The 12,018-nt window shown below is 45.4% G+C and carries 9 protein-coding genes and 1 CRISPR repeat array; of the genes, 6 read left to right on the top strand and 3 right to left on the bottom strand.

Translation table 11 applies throughout. The features are described from left to right. Positions 1-399: 399 nt before the first annotated feature. The 3 genes from gntU to gntR all read right to left on the bottom strand — a co-directional run bounded on the left by gntU (position 400) and on the right by gntR (position 3,507). A complete protein-coding gene (gene gntU, locus Xkoz_RS17240) occupies positions 400-1,737 on the bottom strand; it encodes a gluconate transporter (protein WP_099143224.1) in 1,338 nt (445 codons plus the stop codon). After that, the gene (gntK, locus tag Xkoz_RS17235) at positions 1,734-2,291 is read right to left on the bottom strand and encodes a gluconokinase (protein ID WP_099143223.1); all 558 of its coding nucleotides are present in this window, start codon (positions 2,289-2,291) and stop codon (positions 1,734-1,736) included. Before gntK ends, gntU begins: the two co-directional genes overlap by 4 nt. 220 nt (positions 2,292-2,511) lie before the next feature. Next, positions 2,512-3,507: a gluconate operon transcriptional repressor GntR gene (gene gntR, locus Xkoz_RS17230; protein WP_099143222.1), complete on the bottom strand. Its 996-nt coding sequence runs from the start codon at positions 3,505-3,507 to the stop codon at positions 2,512-2,514. A 463-nt stretch (positions 3,508-3,970) separates the two neighbouring features. Beyond that, positions 3,971-4,853: direct repeats of the CRISPR family, unit length 29 nt; unit sequence GTGTTCCCCGTAGGTACGGGGATAAACCG. Positions 4,854-5,104: 251 nt separating this feature from the next. Between gntR and Xkoz_RS17225 the strand changes: the two genes are divergently transcribed. The 6 genes from Xkoz_RS17225 to casB all read left to right on the top strand — a co-directional run bounded on the left by Xkoz_RS17225 (position 5,105) and on the right by casB (position 11,981). Then, the gene (locus tag Xkoz_RS17225; RefSeq protein ID WP_099143221.1) at positions 5,105-5,638 is read left to right on the top strand and encodes a hypothetical protein; all 534 of its coding nucleotides are present in this window, start codon (positions 5,105-5,107) and stop codon (positions 5,636-5,638) included. 150 nt (positions 5,639-5,788) lie between these two features. Then, positions 5,789-5,953: a hypothetical protein gene (locus Xkoz_RS21265; RefSeq protein WP_167386613.1), complete on the top strand. Its 165-nt coding sequence runs from the start codon at positions 5,789-5,791 to the stop codon at positions 5,951-5,953. Positions 5,954-6,617: 664 nt separating this feature from the next. Next, positions 6,618-7,016, top strand: a complete 399-nt coding sequence (locus Xkoz_RS17220) for a bleomycin resistance protein (protein WP_099143220.1) — start codon at positions 6,618-6,620, stop codon at positions 7,014-7,016. 51 nt (positions 7,017-7,067) lie between these two features. Continuing rightward, positions 7,068-9,818 carry a CRISPR-associated helicase/endonuclease Cas3 gene (locus Xkoz_RS17215; RefSeq protein ID WP_099143219.1) on the top strand — a complete coding sequence of 917 codons (2,751 nt, stop codon included), beginning with the start codon at positions 7,068-7,070 and terminating at the stop codon, positions 9,816-9,818. Next, a complete protein-coding gene (gene casA, locus Xkoz_RS17210) occupies positions 9,818-11,434 on the top strand; it encodes a type I-E CRISPR-associated protein Cse1/CasA (RefSeq protein ID WP_099143218.1) in 1,617 nt (538 codons plus the stop codon). Before Xkoz_RS17215 ends, casA begins: the two co-directional genes overlap by 1 nt. Next, a complete protein-coding gene (gene casB, locus Xkoz_RS17205) occupies positions 11,427-11,981 on the top strand; it encodes a type I-E CRISPR-associated protein Cse2/CasB (protein WP_099143217.1) in 555 nt (184 codons plus the stop codon). Before casA ends, casB begins: the two co-directional genes overlap by 8 nt. Positions 11,982-12,018: the final 37 nt, after the last annotated feature.

Genomic DNA, 12,018 nt, shown 5'->3' with positions numbered 1-12,018 from the left:
TGTGACAATAACGACAAACCACATCAACTTTAGCCATATCTCACCAGTAATAAAAAATGGAAAGTTTACTACAATAATCTAACTATTGGGAGCATGACCTGAAGACCAAGCGCCAGAAAGCAGGATAGGATAATGGCTACATGCTGAAAGTTCTCACGATGGGTTTTACGTCAGTATAATTTAGACCCGTTTGCCCTAGTTATGAACGCAGTGCCGAAGCGCTTTATACGCAGTTGATGGGTTTGTTTGAAGACGATGATTAATATGCCAGCCGTCAGAATTTAAATGGCACTTTTAAGAGTGCCATGCTAATAAAAGCAGCTAATGACGCAGGAGCATGTAAAACGGCACCTTGATACTAAGGTGCCGTTAAAAACCGCGAAAAAGGCGTTAGCGCTATCACAACATGGCGAAATAGATCATACCCACCAGCGCACCGGTTGTGCCGAGGATCGTTTCCATTATCGTCCAGGTTTTCAGGGTTTGCGCTTCTGACGCTCCAGTAAACTTGCCGAACAACCAAAAACCGGAATCATTGACATGGCTAAACACCAAAGAGCCACCGGCAATACAGACTGACAACGCCGCCATTTGCGCCCCGGAGTAGCCCAGTTCGCCAATCACGGGCAGCACTAACCCGACTGCGGTCAAACACGCGACAGTTGCCGACCCCTGGATCACACGCACCGCCCCCGACAAAATAAAACACGCCAGTGCGATTGGCAGACCGGCACCGACCAACGCATTGCCCAATGCCGGTCCAACACCGGAATCCACCAGCACTTGTTTGAACACGCCACCCGCGCCTGTCACCAGCAGGATAATCCCCGCCGGTTGGATCGCCGCCGAGCAGATCTCCATGACTTTCTCTTTTTCCATCCCGCGCCGGATCGCCAAACCATAAATTGCCACCAGACAAGCAATCAAAATCGCAGTGAAAGGATGACCAAGAAATTCCAGCCACTGGTATAGCGCAGATTGTTGGTCAACAAAACGCGCGCCAATGGTTTTCAGGCCAACCAATACCAATGGAAACAAGACCAGCATCAGGCTGAAACCAAAAGAAGGCATTTGGTTTTTGCCAATGCTTGGGGTACTCAAATCCTGGGGTAAATCCAGCGTCACATATTGGCTGATAAAATTACCGTATATCGGGCCAGCCAATAACATGCCGGGAATGGCGGCACTCAGGCCAATTAGGATCATCCAGCCAAAATCGGCGCCCATCTGCGAAGCCAGCATCATCGGGGCTGGACCCGGAACCAAAAACGCAGCGGCGGCGGCAACACCGGCAAACAATGGCAGCGCCAGTCTCACGACATTACCGTTGGTGCGACGTGCAACAGCAAATACCACGCCAATCAATAACACGACGGCCACATCAAAAAACAGCGGCAATGCACAGATAAGCCCGGCAACCCCCAAGGCATAGTTAGCCCGTTTTTCACCAAAGCTACCCAGCAGTTTCACCGCAATCTGATCAAGTGCCCCGGTTTCATGCAGGATCTTGCCAAACATCGCACCCAGGGCCACGACAATGGCAAGAAAGCCCAAGGTGCCTGCCATGCCGTTTTGCATTGTCTGGGTGATTTTTTCCAATGGCATACCCGAAAAAATCCCCGCTCCTAAGGAAACCAGCATTAAGGCAATAAAAGCATGTAATCTGGCTTTCATCACCAGAAACAACAACAAGAGAACAGAGCCGACAGCGGTCAGGATCAGCGTTACGGTACTCATGAATGCCCCTCATTAACTAGGTTAACGGATTGGATGTGGTCAATTGCTTTAATCGCATTTTTGATGACTTCATCAAGATTGGATTTTATATCAATGTGATAGACATCTTTTTCCTCACTGCCCGGCTCTTCCAGTGTCTCAAATTGTGAGATTAGCATTTGCGGTTTAAAGAAGTGTCCTTTGCGCGCTTTCAAGCGGCTTTCGATTAAGTCACAATCTCCTTTCATATAGAGAAAAGACAAATTCTGATTGCCATCACGCAACATATCCCGATAGCTTTTTTTCAAGGCAGAACATACGAGCAAAGAGATAGGGTTGGTTCGCTGCATGGCAAAAATGGCGTCATTGAGTGCTTTCAACCACGGCCGACGATCATCATCATTCAAGGCGTGGCCCTGCGCCATTTTCATAATATTGGCGCGAGGATGAAGGAAATCCCCATCCAGAAATGCAGCCCCCAATTCACGGGCAATACCAGTAGCTACCGCGGATTTACCGCTGCCGGATACCCCCATTAATACAAAAACATGGTTGTGCTGTTGGGTATCAGTCATATCAAACTCCTTTTTACAGTTCTTGCTGCCTAGGTATAGGTTTGATTCATATTAAAAAATTATCAAAAAACATAACCCTGCAACATGTTACCGGTAACTTATTACCGGTAACATTAACAGCAGAGTAGAATGGTGAGCAATCAATCAGGGTTAGCAAAAAAGGAAAATGTGAGGCTTATCGCAATTGAAAATGGGAAAGCCTCATTTTGAGCTACAAAAATTAAACACTTTCTCCCAGTGAAAGGGTAAACCCAACATCGATCATCGTTTGTTCCAACTTTTCCCCTTGCAAACGAGCAAGCAAGGATTCCGCAGCCTTACGCCCCATGAGATCACGAGGAGTCAACACGCTGGCAAGTTTGGGCGTCATGACCTGGCCGATATCATGACCATGAAAACCCGCTATCGCAATTTCTTGCGGTACTTTGATCCCCTGTCTTTGGCACTCGAAAATCGCCCCGATGGCGATATCATCATTTGTGCAAAACAGGCCATCAATTTCGGGATATTTCTGGCAGGATTCCCGCAAAAGCTGCGCCCCCAATGAATAGGAAGAGCTGGTTGGTGTCATCATTTTTCTCGGTTGAAGACCCGCACTGCACATTGCCAGTTCAAACCCTTGCAGGCGGATCAACGTCCGTTCATCCTGACGTGCGCCAAGATAAATAATGTTCTGGCAGCCGCGTTCGATCATCGCCATCGTCATCTGGCGAGCCGCTTCAAAATTATCGATCCCCACCGCAATATCAAGGCAAGGTGAGACACTATCCATCAATTCGACAACGGGAATACCGACTGTCTGCAACACTTTCAACGTCTTGGGGGTATGCGTGCGCTCCGCCAGGATCAGACCATCAATATTGTAAGCCAGCAGGGAAAGTAAACGTTCTTCTTCTTTCTGGGCAGAATACCCATAGTGGGCAAGCATGGTCTGATATCCATTGCGATCAGTGACATGCTCGATACCACGAATGACTTCGGCGAAGACCTGATTGGTCAATGAAGGGAGCAAAACACCGATTGCGCGACTGGTAGAATTAGAAAGAATATCGGGCACTCGATTAGGGATGTAGCCCAGTTGATCCACCGCTTCCGCTATTCGTTTACCCAATGCCTCAGAAACCTGATTGGGATTGCGTAAAAAACGGCTGACCGTCATTTTTGTGACCCCAACGAGGTCAGCAACATCTTGTAAAGCAGGGCGTTTTTTCTTCATTTTCAATGTAATACAATCAGTTATTGATAGCGACAGATGGATAGCTAGCGGTTTTAACATATTTATACAGCATTACAACACGTTTTATAGTGAAAAATGCCAATATACTCGCATCTCGTTAATCATTAATTCCTAAAATTGTGATGAATTACACGTGCTTGAATAAATACGCCAAAAGGCTTAAGGCATGATCCAACACCTTATCCCCGAAGTACGCTGTAGTCCAACATACTGGCAGGTATCGTTGTGAGTTAAGACCAACAGGTCATTTTGCGATTTATGTGATGAAAGTTTCCTCATTTTATAAATGAAATCGCATGATATGGATGAAATGAGATCTGCACTACAAATAGTAAATAATCAGAAAAAATGAAAAGAAAAATTTGGCTGATTTATAGGCTAAAAAAATGGTAGAATTTTTGCGCTCTGAAAAGGTGTTATAAAACAGACGGATAAAATTAGAGTGTTCCCCGTAGGTACGGGGATAAACCGGCTTCTTTAAAGATCTTCGGCGGCAAAAATTGGTGTTCCCCGTAGGTACGGGGATAAACCGTTATCTTTAATGGTTGTTTTTTTGTTTATTAAGTGTTCCCCGTAGGTACGGGGATAAACCGAGTTTTTGGTCTCACTGGGATTTGAGGTAGATGTGTTCCCCGTAGGTACGGGGATAAACCGGTATTGCTCCTGGAATGATTGGAACTCCGCACGTGTTCCCCGTAGGTACGGGGATAAACCGTGTTCTCACATGTGTATTAAAAACAACTGCAAGTGTTCCCCGTAGGTACGGGGATAAACCGGCCGAGCTGCAAAAAGCCATTGATTTAATTTCGTGTTCCCCGTAGGTACGGGGATAAACCGGATATTAATAATGATGAAAAAATACATTTTTAGTGTTCCCCGTAGGTACGGGGATAAACCGCATGGTTTGTCGATCAGGGCGAGCGGTTAGGCGTGTTCCCCGTAGGTACGGGGATAAACCGAAATACCAAAAGAAGAGGCCTGCCCAAAGAACGTGTTCCCCGTAGGTACGGGGATAAACCGGATATTAATAATGATGAAAAAATACATTTTTAGTGTTCCCCGTAGGTACGGGGATAAACCGCATGGTTTGTCGATCAGGGCGAGCGGTTAGGCGTGTTCCCCGTAGGTACGGGGATAAACCGAAATACCAAAAGAAGAGGCCTGCCCAAAGAACGTGTTCCCCGTAGGTACGGGGATAAACCGGATATCAAAAACAAACTTTCCGCTTACCGTGAGTGTTCCCCGTAGGTACGGGGATAAACCGTCGGGATAAAAACCGAATAGCCAAATTAGCCAGTGTTCCCCGTAGGTACGGGGATAAACCGGATGACTGGAAGGGGCTGAATAAGATAAGAACCCCTAACTGTCCATTTTAATGCTAACCAAGCTATGGATAGCTGGTTTTACAAAAGTTCCGTAAAACCCCTCACACCCCCTTCATTGCTGGTCAAAAAATCAGCAACTGGTTCTCTATCATTACAACAACCAACCAATCTTAACAGTAAGTAAATGAGTATATAAAACAAGCACCAAAAGATGTAAAATATCTTAACCAATTAAAAACGAGAAATAGTGAATGTTTAATCTTAAACATATTGGATCTGTAGTAAGAAACAACATTCAGGCTATTGTTGATGTTCTTGACCTTAACCTTGCCGTGGGAGATATTTCAGATGATGATTATCTCATCTTGTCTCGTGGCTATGGTGAACTTTGTTGGGATGATAGTTTGTCTAGGGTGGGAAACAGAGAGGATAAGTTTGAGTTTTGTATCAAACTAGTAGAATGTGGGCATGTACAAGGGCCACCATCAGGTCTAGCTTTGTGTACATATTCTGTAGATGAACAAATCTTCGATATCCACATGATAGAGAACTTTTGTCGGGATAAGCCAGATCATCCGTTAAATGGAAAAATGTTTCAGCTTACCCTAATGGCAGCTTATTTGTTTTGTGAGGCGACGAAAGGGAAGCTCGTCCGGATCATTGAACCAGTTAAAGAAGTGATACCTTATTACGAGTCTTATGGGTTTAGCATGCTTAAGTGTGGATACATTATGGAAGTTAATGTAACTGATATCAAAACAGTATTTAAAAACCTTGCAACTTGATAAAAAAAAAGCTAGACACTAGAGTGTATAGTGATAGGATACGGCGACCAATTAAACATTAGTTAATTTTCAAATAGAAAAAACTTATTAATGTTAGTATCCCATATGGTTAATAAGCCATTGGAGAGAAGAATCTCTTAGGAGTCAGATATGTCAAAGCAAAAAGCAACCATGAAAGAGTTTGATACGCAGCAAGTATATACTGCTATGGGTGCGGCTGTTGACCTGTTGATTAAAGCTGCTCCAGCAATGTTTGCAACTAAACCAAAAGTGGAGCTTCAAGGAAAGAGAAAGCATCACCAGAAAGCCGCATAAATTTTGTGAGTAGCAATCAACAAGCCCGCCTTGAGCGGGTTTTTTATATCCAATTCCAAACCTCCCAACGCGTTTTTTTAATCCCTTAAATCCAAACCACTTAATTTGTGGGTTTTGCGTTATCTTGTTAATTTCATAATAAAAATTTAATGATTAGGGGTTATGATAAAGAAGTTATTAATCCGCTGGGGATTTAGTTCCGAGTTTATGTAGCTTCAAGCTACATAAACTCTGGATTCTATTAAAACGTCAACAGCCACCGGATAAATAGCAATACTAGGGAAGGATTCATCCTCACACCACGAAAATCCTTCCCCTTCCATTGTTTAAATAATACTCAACCACAACAATGCTTTTATGTTTAACTTATAAAGCCGAAACATTATCAGTACCATAAAAGTTGCCATAAAAGATTAATTCATAGTGAAGTAAGATGAAATTTTTCTCATCATCCACTCATATGACGCTGAATGTGATCAACATTCCATATAAGATAAAATATTAGTGATAGCGCGGTATAAAATAAGTTAAATTACTCGCATCTGTTGTTAACGTAAAAGATTTAACTACCTTTTTAAGTAGCTCGCTATTTTGAAATAATATAATCACCCAGGAAAACATCTTGAGCACTAACAACATAACAGAAATAACTTACTGGAATCGCATGGTGCCAGAACTGACCGTGACCGATTTTTCTGCTTCAATCAATTTCTATCAGAAAATATTGGGATTCGAAGTATTAATTCAGCGAAAAAATCCCGATTTTGCTTATTTAGGCTTAGGTGAGGCTCAATTAATGCTGGAAGCATTTCATGATGATGGTTGGAATACCGGAGAACTCAACAAACCATTAGGGCGTGGTATTAATTTTCAAATTGAAGTCGATGACATTACGCCAATTCTGGCAAATGTAGAAATGAATGGAATCGAACTTTATCGTCCACTGAAAGATAATTATTACTGCATAGGTGATAGCAAAGTCTGTCAGAGAGAATTCCTTGTTCAAGATCCAGATGGTTATTTACTTCGGTTTAGCCAATATATAGAACACAAAGAAGATTAATGTCAATTCATTAATGGAATCCGAATATCATTCTATTTCAACGTGAAAAACATGCCTAATTTAATAAATAACTTTAGTTACCTCATACGATATTGGGGAAAAGCCCAAAAAAATCCCTATTCTGACGAAAACTATCATCTTCTGGCCTACCACTGTCTGGACGTTGCCGCAGTAGGCCAATTATTATTGGCACCACATAAAAAGTTAACGCAAGATCTTGCAAACTTTCTGGGACTATCACCCGAATCATTACAAAACCTGTTGTCATTTTTTCTGGCGCTGCATGATCTCGGCAAATTTGCCTCTGCATTTCAGCAACTCTATTCCCAAGAAAATACAAACCTGATTAAACCTGGCCAATATTCTCCCTATGATCCCCAATCTTTCAGGCATGATCGGCTAGGGCTGTTTTTCTGGAAAAAAATTCAGGACGACGTCCTGGCTGCTTTAGTGGGCGATAATGGTCAGCCATTTAGCGAAGAGAATACCCAAAAACAAGCACAGAAAACGTTAATGGTTTTAATGCAGTGTATGCTCGGTCATCATGGTAAACCCATTGATGATGGTCATTGGAACGCCATTGCCGATTTTACCGAGCAACAAAATGTTGTCGATGCAACAGCATTTGCCCATGATCTGCTGGCGCTTTTTCAACCTCGCCTATCGCTGGCGAAATTACAATCTAAAGGGTGGCAGCGCAACCTGAAACAAGTGAGTTGGCAACTTGCCGGTATTGTCGTGCTGGCTGACTGGATAGGCTCTGACTGTTACCATTTTCGTTATCAAACCAAAGCCCTTCCGTTAGCGGAATATTGGCAGATCGCCCAAAAACAAGCCCAGGTTGCCTTAAATGGTATTGATATCCATGACACTCCCGTGATATCTCCTTACACCTCGATTCAGGATGACTACCAATTTTCGCCAACACCACTACAAAAATGGGCGGAAGACGTCCCGATTGATGACTCTCCACAACTTTTTATTCTGGAAGATGTCACGGGAGCGGGCAAAACAGAAGCTGCCCTTGCCCTGACCCACCGCTTAATGCAAGCCGGTGCTGCGGACGGTTTCTATTTTGGCCTGCCAACAATGGCAACGTCTAACGCCATGTTTGGCCGCATTGCTCAACATTATCATCGTATGTTCGATACAAAAAACGGCAAACTGCCCAGTATCGTTCTTGCACACAGTGCACGTGAGATGAATGATAATTTCCGTGACATTACCCTGACGTCTGAACACAACGACAGTGATGACACCAGAGACGATAGCACCGCAACCGCACAGTGCCATCAATGGCTGGCGGACTCTAACAAAAAGGCGTTATTGGCATCAGTTGGCGTCGGCACTATCGATCAGGCATTGCTTGCGGTTTTACCGATAAAATACCAGTCACTGCGGTTGATTGGACTCAATCGCAAGGTATTGATTTTTGACGAAGTCCACGCCGCAGATGAGTACATGTTTGCCTTGCTGGAAAGCCTGCTAAGCCTGCACCTACACCAGGGTGGTTCCGTGGTATTACTGACCGCCACGCTCTCCTTAAAACAGCGCCAACGGTTGGTGGATATCTGGTTATCTGCCAGCGGAATACCGCCACATAAATTGCAAAAAACGGCTTTTCCACTGGTCACCCACGTCACGTTAAACCCGGAAAATCCACTGGTTGAAACGCCCTTACACAGCCGCCAAGAGACCAACCGTACCGTCAAGGTAAAAACCGTGAATCATCTGGATGAATGCGTACAAATCGCGCTGGATGCCACCCAAAATGGGCAATGTGTGGTTTGGATACGTAACTCAGTGGATGATGCGCTCCATGCATTCCGGCTTATTCGGTCACACATGGATCAGCCGGAAAATTGCCTGCTATTCCACAGCCGTTTTATTTTGCATGACCGGAAAGCAATCGAAAATCGTGTACTGGAAATATTTGGGAAAAAAAGTCAGCAGGAGGTTCGGCAAGGAAAGATCCTGATTGCAACGCAGGTTTTTCAGGAAAGCCTGGATGCAGATAGCGATGTGATGATCTCCGATATCTGCCCAATCGATGACTTGATTCAGCGGGTCGGCCGCCTGCACCGCCATACTCGCAATGCAAAAGGTGAATATGAACAAGGCATTACCGATAGCCGTCCTGCGCCGGAGTTATATCTCCATGCGCCAGAATGGGATGACCAACCCAACGCGGATTGGCTGAGCAAAGATTTTCGCAATACCCAATATGTTTATCGTTCAGCCGGACGTTTATGGCTTGGCTTGCGTGAACTGCGGCGCCTGGGTGCCATCCGTATGCCTGCTGAGGCTCGAACTTTAATTGAAGCCGTTTACGGTGAAGACGCCGACGAGCAAATCCCGGATGCCCTCAAATGCAAGGATGATGAAGCAATCGCAGAAGGAAGGGGCAAAGATGCCGTTGCACGATCACAAGCCCTGCAATGGCAACGCTATGAATATAGTCAACGCAGCGCCCGCGGTTGGTATGACGATAACTGCGATATCAATACCCGATTTAGCGACATTGAAACGGTGAACGTGTTACTCGTCAAACTGACCGAAAATAACGAGCTGATGCCGTGGGTAGAAGATGAAAAGTTTCCGGTTCAACTGAGCACGATCAAACTGTCAAAAAACACCTTCGCCGATAAGTTACAGCCCGTACCGGACTCCCTTTCTCCGGCGGTGGAGCGGTTGCAGAATACATTCAAGCATGCCAAATACTTACAAATCTGGCTGCCGCAGAGTGACCCCAATTTTACTTATGATCCCAGCATCGGTTTTTATCCTAAGCAGGAGGCGTAATGAACCTGATTAAAGACGCATGGCTGACGTTTAGAATGGGAAATGGCAGCGAGCAGAAGTTGCCACTGACGGCAATCTGCGATCCCGCAGTGATGGATTTTGCCCTGCCGCGCGCCGATTTTCAGGGCGCGGCCTACCAGTTAGCCATCGGATTGCTGCAAACCGTTTTTGCCCCTGAAGATGAAAGCGAATGGCATGAATTTTATCAACAACCCCCTACCCAAGCGGACTTGCAGGTCGCATTTGATCGAGCGGAACAGGCTTTTAATCTGACCGGCAATGGTCCCCTGTTTATGCAGGATTTTGATTCGTTAGCTGACAGAAAACCCGCCAGCATTTCAGGGTTGTTGATTGAATCACCGGGCGAAAAAACCTTGAAGGATAATACGGATCACTTTATCAAACGTAACCAATGTGAAGTGATCTCCCCTGAAATGGCTGCCATTGCGCTCTTCACGTTACAAATTAACGCGCCTGCCGGCGGTGTTGGACATCGTGTCGGGTTACGGGGCGGTGGCCCGTTAACGACCTTGATCCAGCCACAAAATTTGGATGCTCCGCTATGGCAAAAACTTTGGCTTAATGTCATGAATCGGGAATTTTGGCCTTATCCCGATCCGGATCTCAATAGTGCAGACGTTTTTCCGTGGTTGGGCAAAACCCATGCCAGCCAAAATGCAGGAACCGAAATTTACGCACACAATGTCCATGAACTGTCTATGTATTGGGCAATGCCACGGCGAATTCGCCTGAAAGTAGACGATAAACCGGCCATTTGCCAATTAACGGGGCAGACAACTCGCCAATCCGTTTCGGGTTATCGTACCCAAAACTATGGGAACAATTATGCGGGTTCCTGGCGACACCCCCTAACCCCCTACCGGTGGAATCCGAAAAAATCGGATGAGGAACACCTTTCCGTCAAGGGGCAACCCGGCGGTATTACCTATAAGATCTGGGATAGCCTGATTTTTTCCGATGATAAATACGGGCAACAGGCTGCGCAGGTTGTCGACCACTTTAACCAGATCAGTGATGATCTTGTGGATGAACAGGGTGCCACCCCAAGGTTGTGGGTTTTTGGTTACGATATGGACAACATGAAAGCCCGTGGTTGGTACTCCACGACCCTGCCGCTGTTTTCCACGCCAACTGAAAAGAAAGAGGCCATTTTCCGGCGCGTCAAAACGCTACAAAGCCTCGCTGTCAATGCCTTGGGCCAGTGTCGAACCCAGATCAAAAGCGCGTGGTTCCACCGCCCGAATGAGATAAAAGGCGATATGTCATTTATTGATGCCGCCTTCTACCAACGCACCCACGCCGCCTTCTTTAAGGCCGTACAGCAGATTGTCAGCAGCCCGCATCAAGTATCTTCCCTATCCACCCATGATGCGACAACCTGGCTCTATCAACTCAGACAAACCTGCTTTGACCTCTTTGATGAATTCGTGCTGTCAGACGATACCGATCCCAAAAAACGACTGGAAAAAATCGCGGCTCGGCAAATTCTGACCCAGTGGCTGGTGAGTGCTAAAGATATCAAATCCTTTATGGCAGAACACGATATAGAAACCCAATCATCCAGGAACAAAAAGAAGGAGGTTATCCATGAATAACCTAAGCGAAGGCTGTTTATTACGGTGGTGGGAAAGCATGTTTTTATCCCCCTCAGAATTAAAAGAAAAAAATATTCCCCCTGCCCCCACGCTCTATAAAGCTGAATTAAAGCGTTGCCAGGATATCGACGCGGCCACGTTGACCGAGGGTTTTCAGGCATTATGGTGTAGTTTGCCCGACGATATCACCAAAGAAAAAGAGGGACAAAACACCCTGACGCTATGGGCGATGATTGCCATCACTCTGGTGTATGTCAAAACTAACACCACCACGAATCTGGCAACCGCCGCAGGCACCAAAACTGAAAATGACAAGCCCATTGTCAGCCTGCATCGCTTTGCCCAATTGCAGGCAGCCAAAACGCCCGCTGAATTTATTACCCGCTTGCGGCGCATCTTACAACAACTGAAAGGTCAGGTTTCCGTGTTATCCCTCGCCAAAGACATTACACAATGGCTGGAAGAGTTCCACCAGCCAAGAGCGTATCGCGCCAATAAACGCCTTTGTGTGAAATGGACGATGGATTACTACAAGGCCTCTAAATAACGCAATCATTTTTAGCATCACGTTTAATCTACAAGGA

This window comes from Xenorhabdus kozodoii (genome assembly GCF_002632875.1).
Lineage (GTDB): Bacteria > Pseudomonadota > Gammaproteobacteria > Enterobacterales > Enterobacteriaceae > Xenorhabdus > Xenorhabdus kozodoii.
This window is presented reverse-complemented; position numbering and strand designations above follow the sequence as displayed.

Coding starts and splice junctions, on each gene's coding strand:
- gntU (WP_099143224.1), bottom strand. CDS start 1,737: ATGAGTACCGTAACGCTGATCCTGACCGCTGTCGGCTCTGTTCTCTTG.
- gntK (WP_099143223.1), bottom strand. CDS start 2,291: ATGACTGATACCCAACAGCACAACCATGTTTTTGTATTAATGGGGGTA.
- gntR (WP_099143222.1), bottom strand. CDS start 3,507: ATGAAGAAAAAACGCCCTGCTTTACAAGATGTTGCTGACCTCGTTGGG.
- Xkoz_RS17225 (WP_099143221.1), top strand. CDS start 5,105: ATGTTTAATCTTAAACATATTGGATCTGTAGTAAGAAACAACATTCAG.
- Xkoz_RS21265 (WP_167386613.1), top strand. CDS start 5,789: ATGTCAAAGCAAAAAGCAACCATGAAAGAGTTTGATACGCAGCAAGTA.
- Xkoz_RS17220 (WP_099143220.1), top strand. CDS start 6,618: ATGGTGCCAGAACTGACCGTGACCGATTTTTCTGCTTCAATCAATTTC.
- Xkoz_RS17215 (WP_099143219.1), top strand. CDS start 7,068: ATGCCTAATTTAATAAATAACTTTAGTTACCTCATACGATATTGGGGA.
- casA (WP_099143218.1), top strand. CDS start 9,818: ATGAACCTGATTAAAGACGCATGGCTGACGTTTAGAATGGGAAATGGC.
- casB (WP_099143217.1), top strand. CDS start 11,427: ATGAATAACCTAAGCGAAGGCTGTTTATTACGGTGGTGGGAAAGCATG.